The organism is Sphingomonas sp. Leaf62 (genome assembly GCF_001421915.1).
Lineage (GTDB): Bacteria > Pseudomonadota > Alphaproteobacteria > Sphingomonadales > Sphingomonadaceae > Sphingomonas.
Genome location: NZ_LMLN01000012.1, coordinates 195,583 through 212,939 on the forward strand (window position 1 = coordinate 195,583; position 17,357 = coordinate 212,939).

15 protein-coding genes are annotated in these 17,357 nt (G+C 67.8%); 9 read left to right on the top strand and 6 right to left on the bottom strand.

All coding sequences use genetic code 11. The annotated features are described in order from the left end of the window. The first annotated feature begins 182 nt into the window (after positions 1 to 182). The gene (locus ASE91_RS07795; protein ID WP_056624600.1) at positions 183 to 3,161 is read left to right on the top strand and encodes a ligand-binding sensor domain-containing diguanylate cyclase; all 2,979 of its coding nucleotides are present in this window, start codon (positions 183 to 185) and stop codon (positions 3,159 to 3,161) included. On the opposite strand, the gene ASE91_RS07800 is transcribed toward ASE91_RS07795, so the two are convergent. The 3 genes from ASE91_RS07800 to ASE91_RS07810 form a co-directional block, all read right to left on the bottom strand. Then, entirely contained in the window at positions 3,158 to 3,535 is a 378-nt protein-coding gene (locus ASE91_RS07800; protein ID WP_056624603.1) for a hypothetical protein, read from the bottom strand. The two genes, ASE91_RS07795 and ASE91_RS07800, sit on opposite strands and share 4 nt — an antisense overlap. Before the next feature lie 121 nt (positions 3,536 to 3,656). Further along, the gene (locus ASE91_RS07805; RefSeq protein ID WP_056624606.1) at positions 3,657 to 5,156 is read right to left on the bottom strand and encodes a flavin-containing monooxygenase; all 1,500 of its coding nucleotides are present in this window, start codon (positions 5,154 to 5,156) and stop codon (positions 3,657 to 3,659) included. Positions 5,157 to 5,194: 38 nt separating this feature from the next. Then, on the bottom strand, positions 5,195 to 5,860 hold the full coding sequence (locus ASE91_RS07810) for a DUF4197 domain-containing protein (RefSeq protein WP_162233636.1): 666 nt from the start codon (positions 5,858 to 5,860) through the stop codon (positions 5,195 to 5,197). Between the two features lie 172 nt (positions 5,861 to 6,032). On the opposite strand from ASE91_RS07810, the gene ASE91_RS07815 reads away from it, so the two are divergent. The 6 genes from ASE91_RS07815 to ASE91_RS07840 all read left to right on the top strand — a co-directional run bounded on the left by ASE91_RS07815 (position 6,033) and on the right by ASE91_RS07840 (position 10,774). Continuing rightward, on the top strand, positions 6,033 to 6,980 hold the full coding sequence (locus tag ASE91_RS07815; protein ID WP_055996340.1) for a DnaJ C-terminal domain-containing protein: 948 nt from the start codon (positions 6,033 to 6,035) through the stop codon (positions 6,978 to 6,980). Positions 6,981 to 7,010: 30 nt separating this feature from the next. Further along, positions 7,011 to 7,952, top strand: coding sequence for a YihY/virulence factor BrkB family protein (locus tag ASE91_RS07820; protein ID WP_055996337.1), 942 nt, complete (start codon positions 7,011 to 7,013; stop codon positions 7,950 to 7,952). After that, on the top strand, positions 7,949 to 8,752 hold the full coding sequence (fabI, locus tag ASE91_RS07825) for an enoyl-ACP reductase FabI (protein WP_055996334.1): 804 nt from the start codon (positions 7,949 to 7,951) through the stop codon (positions 8,750 to 8,752). Before ASE91_RS07820 ends, fabI begins: the two co-directional genes overlap by 4 nt. 5 nt (positions 8,753 to 8,757) lie before the next feature. After that, positions 8,758 to 9,273 (top strand): GNAT family N-acetyltransferase, encoded by a 516-nt coding sequence (locus ASE91_RS07830; RefSeq protein WP_156357729.1) that lies wholly within the window; start codon positions 8,758 to 8,760, stop codon positions 9,271 to 9,273. Further along, positions 9,270 to 10,337 (top strand): chorismate synthase, encoded by a 1,068-nt coding sequence (aroC, locus tag ASE91_RS07835; protein ID WP_056624612.1) that lies wholly within the window; start codon positions 9,270 to 9,272, stop codon positions 10,335 to 10,337. Before ASE91_RS07830 ends, aroC begins: the two co-directional genes overlap by 4 nt. A 128-nt stretch (positions 10,338 to 10,465) precedes the next feature. Beyond that, a complete protein-coding gene (locus ASE91_RS07840; protein WP_055996325.1) occupies positions 10,466 to 10,774 on the top strand; it encodes a hypothetical protein in 309 nt (102 codons plus the stop codon). 72 nt (positions 10,775 to 10,846) lie between these two features. On the opposite strand, the gene ASE91_RS07845 is transcribed toward ASE91_RS07840, so the two are convergent. After that, a complete protein-coding gene (locus tag ASE91_RS07845) occupies positions 10,847 to 12,136 on the bottom strand; it encodes an adenylosuccinate synthase (RefSeq protein ID WP_056624614.1) in 1,290 nt (429 codons plus the stop codon). Between the two features lie 38 nt (positions 12,137 to 12,174). Beyond that, positions 12,175 to 12,621: a hemerythrin domain-containing protein gene (locus ASE91_RS07850; RefSeq protein ID WP_056624617.1), complete on the bottom strand. Its 447-nt coding sequence runs from the start codon at positions 12,619 to 12,621 to the stop codon at positions 12,175 to 12,177. A gap of 135 nt (positions 12,622 to 12,756) precedes the next feature. Here ASE91_RS07850 and ASE91_RS07855 point away from each other — a divergent pair, with 135 nt between their 5' ends. Both ASE91_RS07855 and treF read left to right on the top strand, forming a co-directional pair. After that, positions 12,757 to 13,758 carry a fumarylacetoacetate hydrolase family protein gene (locus ASE91_RS07855; RefSeq protein ID WP_056624620.1) on the top strand — a complete coding sequence of 334 codons (1,002 nt, stop codon included), beginning with the start codon at positions 12,757 to 12,759 and terminating at the stop codon, positions 13,756 to 13,758. 1 nt (position 13,759) lies between these two features. After that, the gene (treF, locus tag ASE91_RS07860; protein ID WP_056624622.1) at positions 13,760 to 15,322 is read left to right on the top strand and encodes an alpha,alpha-trehalase TreF; all 1,563 of its coding nucleotides are present in this window, start codon (positions 13,760 to 13,762) and stop codon (positions 15,320 to 15,322) included. Between the two features lie 375 nt (positions 15,323 to 15,697). Here the strand turns inward: treF and ASE91_RS07865 are convergent, their stop codons facing one another. Further along, on the bottom strand, positions 15,698 to 16,969 hold the full coding sequence (locus tag ASE91_RS07865; protein ID WP_056624625.1) for an Hsp70 family protein: 1,272 nt from the start codon (positions 16,967 to 16,969) through the stop codon (positions 15,698 to 15,700). Positions 16,970 to 17,357: the final 388 nt, after the last annotated feature.

Genomic DNA, 17,357 nt, shown 5'->3' on the forward strand with positions numbered 1-17,357 from the left:
AGTCGCGCGCCGTCGCGGTTGCCATGATTGGTTCCAACGGTTCGTCGCAAAGTTCCAGAATGTTGTACCCGTGTTAAGCAGGTCGCAATCACGCGTGGATACAGACACGCGCAGGAACTTCGATGCGACATTTTCTCGTTCATCTTCTGCTTCTCGCAGTCCTTGCGGTGGCCCGGCCAGTCATGGCGGCCGCGCCGGCGGATGCGTGGGACGGCTGGCGCACCGCAGGGTTCCTGACGCTCGATGCGACCGCCGGACTACCGCATGCCACCACGACCGCGATCGTGCAGGGCAGCGACGGGCTGATGTGGATCGGCACGCGGGGCGGGCTTGCCCGCTATGACGGCCAACGGCTCAAGGTCTTTCGACAGGTCTTGCGCGACCGGGCCAGCCTGCCCGACAATTATATCCGTGCGCTGCTCCCACTGCCCAATGGCGGCATGCTAGTCGGCACCAATGTCGGCGGTGCGGTCCGCTTCGATCCCGTTTCGAACGCATTCGTCGCGTTGCAGGGCGCGTCGGGGGTCGGCATCGGCACCCGCATCCTCGCGCTTGCCCATGATGGACAGGGCGGGGCGCTGATCGCGTCGGATCACGGCGTGTTCCGCTACGACGCGCGGCGCAACCGCGTGGTGTCGCTGACGGAACCCGGCAGCGATCTGGCCGGCGGTGCCCTGGCGGTCTTTCGCGATGCCGACGGCACCATCCATGCCGGCGGGGAAAAGGGACTGTTCGTCCGCCGGACACGGGACCGCGCCTTTTCCCGCGTCGCGACCCCGACGATCGGCGATGTGTGGGCGATCCAGCGCGGGCCGTTCGGCCGGTTGTGGATCGGGACCGGCGCGCAGGGCATCATCGTACAGCTGACCGATGGCCGCTTCGTCCGGCCGCGCGCGCTGTCGGGTGATGCCCCGCTGATCGGTCACCGCACCATCCGCGCCTTTGCGACCGGGCCGGACGGGACGCTCTGGGCCGCTACCGATGGCATGGGCCTGTTGCGCATCTCGACGCGTGCGCCGTTCTCGGTCAGCGCGGTGCGCAACATCCCCGCCAATCACGCCTCGCTGGCCGGCGACACGGTCCGCGACGTGACCATCGACCGTACCGGTCGCCTGTGGGCGGCGACCGATGTCGGGGCGTCGCATACCGACCCGGCGCTCGATTCGATCTTCACCGTGACCAACGCCATGCCCGATCCGCGCCGGTCGCTGGCCGATCGCAACGTACGCGGGCTGATGGTCGATAGCCACGACCGGATCTGGGCCGGCTTCAGCAACGGGGTGATCGACCGGATCGATCGTGTCGCCGGTACCATCCGCCATCTGCGCCTTTCGGGCGAACAGGCCGGACAGGATGTGACGGCGTTTCTCGAACAGCCTGACGGGACGGTGCTGGTCGGTGCGCGCGGCATCGTCGCCATCGATCCGGCGACGATGACGCCCCGGTCGCTGGCGGTGCCGCTGCCCGGCGACCTGCCGGTGATCTCGCTGGCGCGATCGGGCGACCTGCTGCTGATCGGCACCTACAAGGGGCTGTTCGTCTGGCACGCACGCACCCGGCAACTGCGCCAATATCGTCATGTCGATGGCGACCCGACCACGATCGCCAACAATGAAGTCATCAAGATCGTCGATCCGGGCGACGGCCGGCCATGGATCGCGACGCCCGGCGGGCTCAGCCGGTTCGATCCGGCGACCGGACGCTTCGTCGTCTATCGCAACGATCCGGCCGATCCGGCCAGCCTGCCGCAAAACTATACCGGTTCGATCGTGCAGTCGGGCGGCGCGCTGTGGGTCGGCACCTATGGCGGCGTCGCGCGCGGCACGGCGACGCCGGGCGGTCTGCGTTTCCGCGCGATTACCGAGGCGCAGGGACTGGCCAGCGATAACGTCGCAGCGGTCCTGCCCGACCGGCGCGGCCGGGTGTGGGCGACGGGGGCCAGTGGCATCTCGGTGCTCGATCCACAGGGGCGCCGGGTGCGCGTGGTCAGCCGGCGCGACGGTCTTCCCCCCGATACGTATAATCAGCGCGTCGCCGCGATCACGCGCGACGGCGACCTGCTGTTCGGCGGGACCGGCGGTTTGCTGGTGCTGCGGCCCGACCGGATGCTGACCGCGCGATCGGTGCGATCGCCGACACTGGCCCCGACCGATATCGAACAGGACGGCCGCACCCTGCCGTTCAACCCGTTTCCCGGGCAGCAGGCGATCCGCAGCGATGGCCATGCGCTGCGCGTCGCCTTCGCCCTGACCGATTATGCCGCGCCGCAGGAGGTGCATTACCGGTACCGGTTGCAGGGGTTCGATACCGATTGGGTCGGACTGCCCGATCCGGTGCCGGCGACCGCAATCTATACCAACCTGCCCGGCGGCGAATACGTGTTGCAGCTTCAGGCACAGATTCCGGGCGTGCATCCGCGCACGGTCACGACGTCGGTCGACCTGATCGTCGCGCGCGCGTGGCATGAACGATGGTTCGTGCGGCTGGCGATGGCGGTCGTCGGGCTGGCCGGCGTGTTCGGCATCGTCCACGTGCGGACCATGGTACTGCGCCAGCGGACCCGCGCGCTCGAACGGATGGTCGAACAGCGGACCGGCGAACTGCGATCGGCCAACGTCACCCTGTCGCAACTGGCCAGCACCGATCCGCTGACCGGCCTTGCCAACCGCCGCACGCTGCTGGCGCGGCTGGAGGCGGCGCGCGAGACGGCGATGCGCAGCGGGCGCGGCTATGCCGTGGCGATGCTCGACATCGATCATTTCAAACGCGTCAACGACGGCTATGGCCATCACACCGGCGACATCGTGGTACAGGCGGTCGCCGCGCGCGTGGCCGGCGGGGTGCGCGCCGTCGATTGCGTCGCGCGCTATGGCGGCGAGGAACTGGCGATCCTGTTCGCCGACAGCGGTCTGGGCGATGCGGCGACGATCACCGAACGCTTGCGACAGGCGGTGGCGCGCGCCGTCATCGACGTGGACGGCGTGGAGATCCGCGTCACGATCAGCGGCGGGGTCGCGGCGGCGACCGGGGACGAACCGCCCGCCGCCGTGTTGCACCGGGCCGACCTCGCCATGTACCGGGCGAAGCGCGCCGGCCGTGACCGGATCGAACTGGCCGACGACCGCGACGTGACCGCGTTCGAACAGAGGGTTGTTCTCTAAAGCACTGCCATCCGGCGCCGGTCGTCGATGGCAAGGGTCAACATGATCCGCGTGGAACAGATCGCGCAATCCAGCGCGGATGCCCTGCCGGCATCGCATTGCAGGCAGTCGCGGCGCGGGCGCGTGCCATCGAGCATCCCCAGCACCAGCCGTTCGTCCGCCGATGCGGACCCGCGCCGTCCGGTCGCGATCGGCCGGCCCAGCGCGCTTTCGTACATGCTGAACAGGCTGTCGAACACCGGTGCCAGCACGTCCAGCCCGACCGGCCGCAGCAACGCGTACAGGCAGTTCTGCGCATTCTCCCGCTCGTCCCGCGCGGTCCGCCAGCAGCGCGCGATCGTGGTGACCAGCGCCGAACGGATCGGCGACCGCATGCTGCCGGCGGGTGCTGCGACGGTGCGGGGTGGGGATGGGGCAGGGGCCATGATCCGTCTCCAATCGTGTGACCGGACAGTCATGCGTTAAATGCAAACGACTCGCAATAGTAATATGGGGTCAGCGGGGTGCGGTATGTGTAACCTTCGTCACCTTCCGAAACTGCAACACCCCGTCGTCCAGCCGCCCGAACCGGAACGCCGCGTAATCAAGGAAGTAATTCTGCCGCAACCGCCACGGACTGCGTGATCCCTGTCCCGGCAACCGCGCCTCCGCCCGCCGGACATAGCCCGAACTGAAGTCGAGCAATGGTCGCCGCTCGATCTCCGCGCCCGGCGCGGCGGGCACGCAATAGTCATCGCCCCGCCGCCGCAAATGGTCGAGCACCCGGCACATGCGCCGTGAGACGAGGTCGACCTTCAACGTCCACGATGCGTTGGTATAGCCCATCGCGAACACCAGATTGGGTACGCCCGACACCATCATCCCGCGATAGATCATCTGGTCCTGCGCCGCGAACGGCACGCCGTCGACCGTGATCGCGACCCCGCCCATCAGGTGGAGCTTCAGCCCCGTCGCGGTGACGATCACGTCCGCCGCCACCCGCTCACCCGATCCCAGTTCCAGCCCCTCGGGGGTGAAGCGCCGGATGATATCGGTGACGACCGCCGCCGATCCGTCGTTCAGCACCCTGAACAGATCGGCATCCGGCACGAGGCATAGCCGTTGGTCCCACGGGTCGTAGCTCGGGGTGAAATGCCGGTCGACGTCCGCCATCTGCGGCAGCGCGGCGCGCGTGCCCTTCAGGATGAACGCGCGCATCCGCTTGGGCCAGGCCCGCGAAAACTGGAACGCGGCCAGCCCCATCGCGACATTCTTCCACCGCGCCAGCCGTCCCGCCGCCGCGACCGGCAGCCAGCGATACAGCAAGTCGGCGAGCGCATCCTGCGACGGATGCGCGACGATATAGCTTGGCGACCGCTGGACCATGGTCACCTGTGCGCCCTGTTCGGCGAGCGCCGGCACCAGCGTTACCGCCGTGGCACCGCTGCCGATCACTGCGATCCGCTTGCCCGCGACCGTCAGATCGGCGGGCCATTGCTGCGGATGGACGATCCGTCCGGCGAACGTCTCCTGCCCCTCGAACTGCGGAGCGTAGCCGCCGGCATAGTTGTAATAGCCCGATCCCATGAACAGGAACCGGCAGCGGACGACATGCTCGCCGCCCTCCGCCTGACAGCGCAGCGTCCAGCGCGCATCCGCCGACGACCAGTCCGCCGCGACGATGCGGTGGTGGAAGCGGATATGCCGGTCGATGCCGAACATCCGCGCCGTATCCTCGATATACTCGCGGATATCGTTGCCGGCGGCGATCGTCTTGCGGTCGCGCCATGGCCGGAACGGAAAGCCCAGCGTGTGCATGTCGGAATCCGACCGCACGCCCGGATAGCGGAACAGGTCCCATGTCCCGCCGATCGCCCCCCGCGCCTCGAAGATCGCGTAGCTCTCGTCGGGGCAACGCGTTTGCAGGTGATAGGCGGCATCGATGCCCGACAGCCCGGCGCCGACGATCACGACGTCGAGTTCGGTGGCGGGCGGGGTGGGGGCGGGCGCGGTCATCGCGCGCTTATCCGCCCGCCCGCGGTCCTTGCCAAGCGTCAGCGCGTGCCGAGCAGCAGCGCGGTCAGCACCGGATCGCCGGTCCGGCGCGGATCGGCCCGGATCGCCGCTTCCTCACGGCCGATCGCGCGGAAGATTGCGTTGCCGGCCTGATCGGCGGCGCTGCGCGCCAGCGCGCCGTAATCGATGCCGGTCTGCGCCGCGACGATCGCCGACAGGATTTCGGCGGTATCGGAGCGAAGGCCGCGCGAAAATTCGGGGAACATCGCGTCGATCACCGCGCCCCGCGCCGATCGCGCGAGCAGATCGGTGGCGGCGGTCGGTCCGCCGCGCAGCAACGCCACCGCATCGGCCAGCGTCAGGCCGCGGATCGAATCGAGCACCACCGGCGTCGCACGATCGGCCGCGTCGACCGCGATATCGTTCAGCGCCAGTGCGACCCGCGAGCGCACCGCATTAGTCCGCAACACCGCCGCCAGCACGTTGTTCTGCCCGGCGGTTTCCGGCAGCGTCAGCCGCGTCAGCTGGTCGTCATAGAAGCCGCCGGGCCGGATCAGCCGTTCGAACGCACGCTGGCTCGACAGGGTCAGCAGCCGCCGCACGCCCTCCTCGACGCCATAGCTGCCGAGCGGGGTGGCGCAGCCGCCGAGGATGGCGACCGGCAGCATCAGCGCGGTCGCACCGAGGATGCGGCGACGGGACATCGGGGCATGGATCATGGGCAGGTTCTCCGGGGGAAGATCGCGCTGCCAACGCAGCCGGATGCTCCCGGTGCCGCCACCGGCGTGAACCGACGTTGAACCGGGGGTCGTTTTGCTTCCGTTTCGCGGGTTTGGACCATTGCCGAGCGCCGCGTAGCGCCCTAGCTACCGGACCATGGCTGATCCCTATGCAACGCTTGGTGTAGCGCGCGACGCGACCGAGACGGATATCAAGAAAGCGTATCGCAAGCTCGCCAAGGAGCTGCACCCCGATCGGAACAAGGACAATAAAGCCGCGTCCGACCGGTTTTCGAAGGTCACGCAGGCCTATGACCTGCTGACCGACAAGGACAAGCGCGCGCGCTTCGACCGGGGGGAGATCGATGGCGACGGCAATCCGGCGTCGCCGTTCGGCTATGGTGCGGGCGGCGGCGGGGCCGGCGGATTTCGCGCCGGGCCGGGCGGGCGCGGCGGTTTCGACATGGGCAGCGATGCGCAGGGTGGCGACTTTTCGGATATTTTCGAAGGGCTGTTCGGCGGACGGACGGGTGCCTCCGGCGGTGGCGGCTTTGCAAGCGGGTTCGGCAGGCGGCCGCAGCCCAAGGGCGGCAACGTCGCCTACAAGCTGAAAGTGCCGTTCGAGGATGCGGCGACGCTCAGCCCGCAGCGGATCACGCTGGCCGATGGCAAGACGATCGACCTGAAACTTCCCGCCGGGGTCGATGGCGGCACGCAGATGCGGCTGAGCGGCAAGGGCGATCCGGGGCCGGGCGGGCCGGGCGACGCGATCGTCACCATCGAGGTCGAGCCGCATCGTTTCTATACCCGCGACGGCGACGATATCCGCATCGACCTGCCGATCAATCTGGCCGAGGCGGTGCTGGGGGCGAAGGTGCGCGTGCCGACCGTCGAGGGCGCGGTGATGCTGAGCGTGCCCAAGGGCGCGACCTCGGGCAAGACGCTGCGGCTGAAAGGGCGCGGTTTCCACCGCAAGGACGGGACGCGGGGCGATCAGTTGGTGACGCTGATGGTCGATCTGCCCGCCGACGACGCCGCGCTGACGGCGTTCGTCGAGGATTGGGACGGGCGGACGACGGACCCGCGCGCACGCTTCGGCGTTTGATGCGGTCCTGACCCGGCCGGAGCGCATTGCATGAATCAGCCGTCCCCGGAAAGTCCCGAGGTCCGCCGCCATCGGGGCCGACCCGCCCTGTCGCGCCTGCGTCCGTCGGCACGGGCGATCGAGGTGGTGAAGCGTGTCGCGATCGGGACGTTCAACGACGGCTTCACCCATGCCGGAAATCTCGCCTATCTCTCCCTGCTGACGCTGTTCCCGTTCTTCATCGTCGCCGCGGCGATCGCGCGCGCGGTCGGGCGCAGCGGCGACAGCATCCACGCGGTTACCGCCTTCCTAGAAACCGTGCCGCGCGACGTGGCGGTGGTGCTGGAGCAGCCGATCCTCGACGTGTTGCAGGCACGATCGGGATCGCTGCTGTGGCTCGGCGCGCTGGTCGGTCTGTGGACGACGACCGGCTTCATCGAAACGGTGCGATCGATCCTGCGCCAGGCCTATGGCATCCCGTTTTCGCGGCCCTTCTGGGAATATCGGCTGGGATCGATCGGACTGATCGTCGGATCGGTGCTGATGCTGATGATCGCGTTCAGCCTTCAGGTCGTGCTGGTCGGCGTCGAGCAGCTGATCTACCGCGTGCTGCCGTTCCTGCAGCCCTACGCGGCCTATCTGTCGATCGCGAAGCTGTTTCCGGCACTGGCGCTGTTCGTGGCACTCTACACGCTGTTCTATTCGCTCAGCCCCAAGAAATACCGGACGTCGAATTGTCCGAAATGGCCGGGGGCGGTGGCGACGGCGACGGTGTGGATCGGCACGACGCAGCTGCTGCCGCTGGCGATCGACGCACTGGGCGGATATGACCGCACCTATGGCAGCCTTGCCGGCGTCATGATCGCGCTGTTCTTCTTCTACATCGTGGGACTTGGCGTGGTGATCGGCGGCGAATTGAACGCGGCGCTGGCGGAAACGCCCGACCCTGCGCTAGAGGGTGCGGCTACAGACGAAAAAGGGAAAGTCGCGTGAACGGTTTGATGCAGGGCAAGCGCGGGGTCATCATGGGACTCGCCAATGATCGGTCGCTGGCCTGGGGCATCGCCAAGCAGTTGGCCGCGCAAGGAGCCGAACTGGCCTTTACCTATCAGGGCGAGGCGCTGGAGCGGCGCGTCCGTCCGCTGGCGGGCGAACTGGGTTCCGATTTCCTGATCGAATGCGACGTCGCCGATATGGGTGCGCTCGACACGGCGTTCGACACCATCGCCGCGCGCTGGCCGACGATCGATTTCGTCGTCCATGCCATCGGCTTTTCGGACAAGAACGAACTGCGCGGGCATTATTACGACACCAGCCTCGACAATTTCCTGATGACGATGAACATCAGCGTCTATTCGTTCACCGCCGTCGCGAAGCGTGCGCGGGCGTTGATGCCGAACGGCGGATCGCTGCTGACGCTGACCTATTACGGGTCGGAAAAGGTCGTGCCGCATTACAACGTCATGGGCGTGGCCAAGGCCGCGCTCGACATGTCGGTCAAATATCTGGCGATGGACATGGGCCCGGAGAATATCCGGGTGAACGCCATTTCGGCCGGTCCGATCAAGACGCTGGCCGCCAGCGGCATCGGCGATTTCCGCTATATCCTGAAGTGGAACGAGCTGAATTCGCCGCTGCGCCGCAACGTCACGATCGACGATGTCGGCGGGGCGGGGCTGTATCTGTTGAGCGATCTGGCGAGCGGCGTCACCGGTGAAATTCATCATGTCGACGCCGGCTACAACGTCATCGGCATGAAGGCCGAGGACGCCCCCGACATCGCGCTGGCCTGACGGTCGTGAGCGTCATCCGCGCGGCGACCGGTGCCGACGCACCGGTGGTCGATGCGCTGTTGCGCACCTGTTTCCCGCGCGATCAGGAGGCGCGGCTGGTCCAGCAACTGGCGATCGACGGTGATCTGGTGCTGGTGCTGGTCGCCGAGGATGGCGACGCGGTGGTCGGCATGATCGCCGCCAGCCGGATGCAGGTGACCGCCGACACCCGCGAAGTCGCGGCCGTCGCCATCGCGCCGCTGGCGGTGGCGAAGACCGCGCGGGGGCAGGGCGTGGGCGAGGCGCTGGTCGCCGCCGCCATCGCCCATCTGCGCAGCGCCGGGGTCGAACTGGCGTTCGTGCTCGGCGATCCGGCCTATTATGGCCGGTTCGGGTTCGAGGCGATAACGGCATCGGGCTTCGACAGCCCCTATGCCGGGGAATATTTCATGGGCATCCGGCTGAACGACGGGCCGTGCATCCACACGCCCGGTACGGCTGCCCATGCACGCGCCTTTGCGGCGCTGGGGGAGGACGCATGAGCCACAATAGTTTCGGCCACCTGTTCCGCTTTACGACGTGGGGCGAGAGTCATGGTCCGGCGCTGGGAGCGGTCGTCGACGGCTGCCCACCGGGATTGTCGCTGAGCGAAGCCGATATCCAGCCGTTCCTCGACGCACGGAGGCCCGGGACCAGCCGATTCACCACCCAGCGGCGCGAGCCGGATTCGGTGCGGATCCTGTCGGGCGTGTTCGAGGGGCGGACGACGGGGACGCCGATCAGCCTGATGATCGAGAATGTCGACCAGCGGTCGAAGGATTATTCGGACGTCGCCAAGGCGTATCGGCCCGGCCATGCTGATTATGCCTATGACGCCAAATACGGCTTTCGTGACTATCGCGGCGGCGGGCGGTCGTCGGCGCGCGAGACCGCGGCGCGGGTCGCGGCGGGCGCGGTGGCGCGGTTGGTGATCCCCGAAGTGACCATCACCGCGTGGGTCGAATCGATCGGCGGCGATACGATCGACCCGGCGAACTTCGATGTGGCAGAAATCGGTCGCAACCCGTTTTTCTGTCCCGATGCGGCGGCGGCAGCGCGCTGGGAAGCGTTGGTCGACGGCGCGCGCAAGGCCGGATCGTCGCTGGGCGCAGTCGTCGCCTGTCGTGCCGAGGGCGTGCCGGCGGGTTGGGGCGCGCCGCTCTACGCCAAGCTGGATGCCGAATTGGCGAGCGCGGCCATGTCGATCAATGCGGTAAAGGGCGTGGAGATCGGCGACGGCTTCGCGGCGGCGGCGCTGTCGGGCGAGGCCAATGCCGATCCGATGCGGCCGGGCGAGGGCGGGCCGTCGTTCCTTGCCAACCATGCCGGTGGCATCGCTGGCGGCATCTCGACTGGCCAGCCGGTGACGTTGCGGGTCGCGTTCAAGCCGACCAGTTCGATCCTGACGCCTGTCGAGACGATCGGGCCCGATGGGCAGGCGACGACGATCGCGACCAAGGGGCGGCATGATCCCTGCGTCGGCATTCGCGGCGTACCGGTGGTCGAGGCGATGGTCGCACTGGTGCTGGCCGATCAGAAACTACGGCACCGCGGGCAGATCGGGTGATGGCCGGCCGCCGGTGAGCCGCGGTCCGGCGCAGGAATGACCATATTTTACGATGGGTTGAGTGAAGCGGACGGACCCTTCGGGCCGTTCGCGACTTGAGTCCCCTGCTTGATGCAAGGAGACACTCGATGCGCAAGACCATTTTCGCGAGCCTGCTGATCCTCAGCGGCGCGACCACCGCCATCGCGCAGGTACCGACCACCCGGAACCAGCCGACTTCACCGAACAGTACCCCCGGTCCGGTCGATCCGGCCCGTCCGACCCAGCCGTTGCCGCAGACGACCGGCCCGACCAACCCGGTCCCCGAAAGTCCGGCCCGACCCGGCGAATCGACGACGGGCGACACGACGACGACCGACGACACGACCCCGCCGACCACGACGGGCGATGCGCCGACCACGACGCCGCCGGCCGGAACGACCGGCACGCCGCGGTAACAGCCAGCCGCAAAAAAAGGCCCGTCCGGAGCGATCCGGCCGGGCCTTTTGCCGTGTGCCGTCGAGGGGCGATCAGTCGGCGAAAGGATCGCGCACGAGTATCGTGTCGTCGCGTTCCGGGCTGGTCGATACCAGCGTCACCGGGCACTGGATCAACTCTTCGATGCGGCGGATATATTTGATCGCCTGTGCCGGCAGTTCGGCCCAACTGCGAGCGCCGGCGGTCGATTCCGACCAGCCGGGCATGGTTTCGTAGACCGGCTCCACCTTCGCCTGATCGGCGGCGTGCGGCGGGAAATAGTCGAGCACCTGATCGCCCAGCCGATAGCCGGTGCAGATCGCCACTTCCTCGAACCCGTCGAGGACGTCGATCTTGGTCAGCGCGATGCCGGTGATGCCGCCGACCGCCGCCGCCTGTCGCACCAGCACGCTGTCGAACCAGCCGCAACGACGCTTGCGGCCGGTCACGGTGCCGAATTCATGCCCGCGCACGCCGAGGCGCTCGCCGGTTTCGTTCTCGAGTTCGGTCGGGAACGGCCCGGAGCCGACCCGGGTGGTATAGGCTTTGGCGATGCCCAGCACGAAGCCGACCGCGCCCGGCCCCATGCCCGAACCGCCGGCGGCGGTGCCGGCGATGGTGTTGGACGAGGTGACGAACGGATAGGTGCCGTGGTCGATATCGAGCAGCACGCCCTGCGCCCCTTCGAACAGGATGCGCTTGCCGGTCGCCTTGGCCTGCGCCAGCACGCGCCAGACCGGCTCGGCATAGGGCAGGACGAAATCGGCGATCTCGCGCAGTTCGGCGATCAGCCGTGCCCGGTCGACCGGAGGCTCGCCGAAGCCGGCGCGCAGCGCGTCGTGATGCGCGGTCAGACGGTCGAGCTGCGCTTCGAGATCGTCGAGATGGGCGAGATCGCAGACGCGGATCGCGCGGCGGCCGACCTTGTCCTCATAGGCGGGGCCGATACCGCGACGGGTGGTGCCGATCTTGCCGGACCCGCTCGCATCCTCGCGCAGGCCGTCGAGATCGCGGTGGAAGGGCAGGATCAGCGCGCACGTCTCGGCGATCATCAGCGTGTCGGGCGTGACCGAGACGCCCTGTTCGCGCAGGCGTTCGATTTCGGCCTTCAGCGCCCACGGATCGAGGACGACGCCGTTGCCGACGATCGACGGCGTGCCGCGGACGATGCCCGAAGGGAGCAGCGACAGTTTGTACACCGTGCCGCCGACGACCAGCGTGTGGCCGGCGTTATGGCCGCCCTGGAACCGCACGACCATGTCGGCGCGCTCCGCCAGCCAGTCGACGATCTTTCCCTTGCCCTCGTCACCCCATTGGGCGCCGATCACCGCTACGTTCGCCACGTCCTGAAACCCTCATGCCTGTCGGTATCGGCGCTGCACTAGGCCCCTCGCGCGGCTACGTCCACCTTGGCGACGGATCGCGTGTCGGGAATGTGACGATAGAGTTCGGCTTCCTCGCGCCGGATGCGTTCGCCCAGCCGGGCGTACAGCGTGCGGGTGTCGCGTTCGAAGCCGTCGGGATCGCGCTGAATCCGTTCGGCGTTCCAGTCGAGCATATAGCCCCTGAACGTGTCGGCGAGGCCACCGAGTTCGGTGGCGAACCGGTCGGCCAGTTCCGCCGTTCTCCGGTCCGCGCTGCGCCGGAGCATGGGGTAGAGGACGCGGTCCTCGGTCGCGAGATGGGCGAACAGTTGTCGGCTGAGCGACCAGCGTGTCGTCGCGATCGGTGTTGGATCGATCGGTCGCGCTTCTGCATGGCGGAGGAGATTGGCCGCCACCGACGCCAGTTGCAGATGTTCGAGGATCAAGTCTTCGGCACGGAGCATGGCGGCGGTCCTGCGAATGGGCGAGCGGTTTCGATATGCCCAACTGGTTAAGAAACGGTGCGGCCCGGCCCTCGACATCGCTGGTGCGGGCGCGCAGAACCGGGACAGAAGAACAACGATCAGGAGAGCGCATCCATGAAACTCGCCAGCCTCAAGCACGGCCGGGACGGTCGGCTGGTCGTCGTGTCGAGCGACCTTGCCTGGTATGCCGATGCGAGTGCGATCGTGCCGACGTTGCAGGCGGCACTGGACGATTGGGACCGGGTCGAGGGCGATCTGCGCAACCTCGCCACCGATCTCGACCATGACGTGATTCCCAAGGACCGGTTCCACGAGCGCGAGGCGGCATCGCCGCTGCCGCGGGCATATCAGTGGGCGGACGGATCGGCGTATGTGAACCATGTCGCGCTGGTGCGGCAGGCGCGCGGGGCGGAGATGCCCGACAGCTTCTGGCACGACCCGCTGATGTATCAGGGCGGGTCGGACGGCTTTCTCGGCCCCCGCGACCCGATCCCGGCGGGCGACGACGGCTGGGGTCTGGATTTCGAGGGCGAGGTGGTGGTGGTCACCGGCGACGTCGCCATGGGCGCGTCGCGCGACGAGGCGCTGGCGGCGGTGCGGCTGGTCGGGCTAACCAACGACGTGTCGCTGCGCGGGCTGATCCCGCAAGAACTGGCCAAGGGGTTCGGATTTTTCCAGTCGAAGCCGGCATCGGCATTTTCGCCGGTGTTCGTCACCCCCGACGCGCTGGGCGAATGGTGGCGCGACGGCAAGCTGCACCGCAAGCTCAACGTTGACCTGAACGGCCAGCCGTTCGGGCGGGCGGACGCGGGCGAGGACATGACGTTCGATTTCGGCACGCTGATCGCCCATGCCGCCAGGACACGGGCGCTTGGCGCGGGGACGATCATCGGGTCGGGCACGGTGTCGAACCGCGATGCCGATGGCGGACCGGGCAAGCCGGTGGCCGGCGGCGGGGTCGGATATTCGTGTCTGGCCGAGATCCGCACGGTCGAAACGATCCACGGCGGCAAGGCGGAGACACCGTTCCTGAAGGCCGGCGACACCGTCCGCATCTGGGCCGAGGACGATCGGCATCACCCGATCTTCGGCGTGATCGAACAGACGGTGGCGTGAGATGCTGCGCCGGTATCGCCTGTTGACGCCGTTCCTGCTGGCCGGATGCGCTGCGTCCGGTCCGGCGCCGCCGGTCGCCGTCACGGCCCCGGCGGCGGGGGTGGCGACCCCGGCCGACCGGTTCGGGCCGTTGTTCGAGGCGGTGCAGATGCGGCGCATCTTTCCCGACGGCAAGACCTTCGTCGATGCGGTGCCCAAACGCGCCGATGCCGCGATCCTTGCCGATTTCCGGCGCGGAGATGTCAGGGACGATGCGGCGCTCAGGGCGTTCGTGCTGGCCAATTTCGACGTGCCGAGGCTGCTGCCGGTCCCCGAGTCCGATCACGGCCCGCACCTGCCGATCGAGCGGCATATCGCCGGTCTGTGGCCGCATCTGACCCGCGATCCGGTGGCACCGCCGCCGGGATCGAGTGCGCTGGCAGTGGCCGACCGGTTCGTCGTGCCCGGCGGGCGGTTCCGGGAAATGTATTACTGGGACAGCTATTTCACGATGCTGGGCCTTGCCGCCGACAACCGGCAGGACCTGATCGAATCGATGGTCGCGGCGTTCACCGATCTGGTCGAGAGGTACGGCCATGTGCCCAACGGCACGCGCAGCTATTATCTCAGCCGGTCGCAGCCGCCGTTCCTGTACCTGATGATGGGGCTGTCGAAGGAAACCGACCCGGCGGTGCTGGCGCGGCGGGTGGCGGCGCTGAAGCGCGAACATGCGTTCTTCACCGCGCCCGAACGGTCGGTGACGCTGCCCGACGGGGCGGTGCTGCAACATTATTGGGATGCGCGGACCACGCCACGGGACGAATCGTGGCGCGAGGATGTCGAAACCGCAAAGGCCAGCGGCCGGCCGGTGGCGGAAGTGTATCGCGAGCTGCGCGCTGGCGCGGAGAGCGGTTGGGACTTTTCGTCACGCTGGCTGGCCGATGGCACCACGCTGACGACGATCGACACGACCAACATCCTGCCGGCCGATCTCAACAGTTTGCTGTTGGGCATGGAGCGCGCAATCGCCGATGGTGCGGCCAAGACCGGCGACGCGGCGACGGCGCGGGACTTTGCCGACCGGGCGGCAAGGCGCGGCGCGGCGATCGAGCGCTGGCTGTGGAGCGAGGCCGAGGGGCGCTATGGCGATTACGACGTCAAGCGGCGGCAGCTTCGTGGCGGGGTGACGGCGGCGACCGCCTATCCGCTGTTCGTCGGGCTGACGACGGGCGCGCGGGCCGACCGGGTGGCGGCGACGATCGAGCGGCAATTGCTGGCGCCGGGCGGGCTGCGATCGACGCTGGTCGATACCGGACAGCAATGGGACAAGCCCAATGGCTGGGCCCCGCTGCAATGGATCGCGGTCAGCGGGCTGGACCGTACCGGCCACAAGCCATTGGCGGACACGATTTCGCAGCGGTTTCTGGCAAGCGTCGCGCGCGAATATGCGGCGTCGGGCAAGCTGGTCGAGAAATATGACGTCGAGGAGGTCCGGCCGGGCGGGGGCGGCGAATATCCGCTGCAGGACGGGTTCGGGTGGACCAACGGGGTCACGCGGGCGCTGATGGTGCGGGCCGGGCGGTAGGTTTTCGGCCAAAGGTCACAAAGGTCACACTTGCGACGTGGTTGTGGTGGGTGTGGTTGACGATTGTTGTGAACGTCGCGCGCTCAGCCACAGATTGGCGGTACCCCCGCGCAGGCGGGGGGCCAGGGACACATGCGCAAGTCGTTGTTCTGCTTGGCTCTGGACCCCCGCCTGCGCGGGGGTACGGTGGATTGGTGGCCCAGCGCACGGTGTGCGCGGAGGTCTCAACTTGACATGGAGCGATGCTGTCCACGCGGCCGCGAAAAAAGAAGCGGGACCCCGGATCAAGTCCGGGGTGACGTTGTGGGTTGGGTTGGGGGCGGACCTGTCAAAGAGCGGTTCAGGCCTGGCAGTCTGCGTCCCTGTAGGAAAGGCCTACGCCGTCCACGCGGCGGCGTCGTCCTGTTGGCCGATCAGCGCGAGGCCGTGGGCGACAGAGGTCAATTCGTTGCCCGAGGCCAGCCGGTCCTGCCCGAACCGGTCGGCGAAGGCGCGACGGATGGCGGGGGTGAGCGAGGTGCCGCCGGTCAGGAACACGCGGTCGATCGCGCTGGCTGCCAACCCGGCGGCGTCGAGCGCGCGGTCGACGGTCGCCATGATGCGGGCGAGGTCGTCGGCGATCCAGTGCTCGAACTGGTCGCGGGTCACCTCCGCCTCGATCGCGATGCCGCCCCCTTCGAAGGTGAAGGTGGCGGCGTTGCCCTTCGACAGGGCGCGCTTCACCTGTCCGACCGCGTCGTACAGGGGATAGCCCTGTTCGCCCTCGATCACCGCGATCATCCGTTCGATGGCGTCGGGGTCGGTCGCGGCGCGGCGCAATTTGTCGAGTTCGGCCATGGTCTTGCGGTTGCGCATCAGTGCGAGGCGCGACCAGTCGGTGAAGTCGGTGAAATGGCCCGCCGGAATTTCCAGCACCTTGTCGAACGAGCGATAGGTGCCACCCTTGCCGAGCAGCGGCAGGACGAGTTTGTCGAGGATGCGGCGGTCGAACTGGTCGCCGGCGATGCCGATACCGGCATGGCCGAGCGGCTGGGCGCGCCGGTCGGCACCGGGCGCTTCGAGGCGGACCACCGAAAAGTCGCTGGTGCCGCCGCCGAAATCGGCGACGAGGATGGTGGCGGCTTCGCGCAGGGTCGCGGCATGGCTGAACGCGGCCCCGAGCGGTTCGTAGACATAGAGGATTTCAGCACCCAGCGCAGCGAACATCGCGTCGTAGCGCTGACGGGCGAGCGCTTCGTCGGGGCGGTGGCCGGCATAGGTGATCGGGCGGCCGACGACGATCCGCTTCGCGTTGGTGAGGGCACCCTGCGCGCGGGCCGCCAGCCGGTCGAGAAAGGCGCGGCCGAGATCCTCGAACCGGTAGCGTTTGGTGAAGATCGGTGCGGTGTCGAAGCTGGGGCTGGCTGCGACCGATTTGAACGATTGCAGGAAGCGGCAACCTTCCGGAAAATGGAGATATTCGTCGATCGCCCATGGACCGGCTTCGACCGCGATGCCGCCGGGAACGTCGTCCTGCCAGAAGCACAGCGCCGAGCGGAAGACCGGATCGGCACCGTCGGGACCGTCGAGCGGGACCAGCTGCGCATCGTCGGCCGTCGCGCGGGCGAGGACGGAATTGGTCGTGCCGAAATCTAGGCCGAGGGACATGGGGAAGCTCCGGGCAGCGGCGGGCCGCCGTACACCGGTTGCGCGGGTTTGTCTCGGGGGTGTTGGGGGTCGCCCCCGTCTCGCACCGTCGCCACGGACCAGGACCAATCCACAGTCAGCGATACCCAAGGAATTTTGTCATTCCCGCGCAGGCGGGAATCCATGGACGCCGACGGTTTGGCTGGATTCGCGACCTTGGCGTATCATGGACTCCCGCCTGCGCGAGAGTAACGAAAGGGGATGGAACGCTATTCCTGCGCCCAACGAACTCCATATCGATCCGGCTTGGGTCATGGGCCTGTTGGACAGGCTGATAGCCGCCAAGCGCTAGGGTCAGGACTCGTTGATTACAGCCAGAAGATGATGGTGGCAGCCAGGGCGATGGCGG

Bases quoted from the DNA above. Each gene is read 5' to 3' on its own strand.
- aroC (WP_056624612.1), top strand. From the start codon at position 9,270: ATGAGCCACAATAGTTTCGGCCACCTGTTCCGCTTTACGACGTGGGGC.
- ASE91_RS07800 (WP_056624603.1), bottom strand. From the start codon at position 3,535: ATGCGGTCGCCGATCCGTTCGGCGCTGGTCACCACGATCGCGCGCTGC.
- ASE91_RS07865 (WP_056624625.1), bottom strand. From the start codon at position 16,969: ATGTCCCTCGGCCTAGATTTCGGCACGACCAATTCCGTCCTCGCCCGC.
- ASE91_RS07855 (WP_056624620.1), top strand. From the start codon at position 12,757: ATGAAACTCGCCAGCCTCAAGCACGGCCGGGACGGTCGGCTGGTCGTC.
- treF (WP_056624622.1), top strand. From the start codon at position 13,760: ATGCTGCGCCGGTATCGCCTGTTGACGCCGTTCCTGCTGGCCGGATGC.
- ASE91_RS07850 (WP_056624617.1), bottom strand. From the start codon at position 12,621: ATGCTCCGTGCCGAAGACTTGATCCTCGAACATCTGCAACTGGCGTCG.
- ASE91_RS07820 (WP_055996337.1), top strand. From the start codon at position 7,011: ATGAATCAGCCGTCCCCGGAAAGTCCCGAGGTCCGCCGCCATCGGGGC.
- ASE91_RS07840 (WP_055996325.1), top strand. From the start codon at position 10,466: ATGCGCAAGACCATTTTCGCGAGCCTGCTGATCCTCAGCGGCGCGACC.
- ASE91_RS07805 (WP_056624606.1), bottom strand. From the start codon at position 5,156: ATGACCGCGCCCGCCCCCACCCCGCCCGCCACCGAACTCGACGTCGTG.
- ASE91_RS07810 (WP_162233636.1), bottom strand. From the start codon at position 5,860: ATGTCCCGTCGCCGCATCCTCGGTGCGACCGCGCTGATGCTGCCGGTC.
- ASE91_RS07795 (WP_056624600.1), top strand. From the start codon at position 183: ATGGCGGCCGCGCCGGCGGATGCGTGGGACGGCTGGCGCACCGCAGGG.
- ASE91_RS07815 (WP_055996340.1), top strand. From the start codon at position 6,033: ATGGCTGATCCCTATGCAACGCTTGGTGTAGCGCGCGACGCGACCGAG.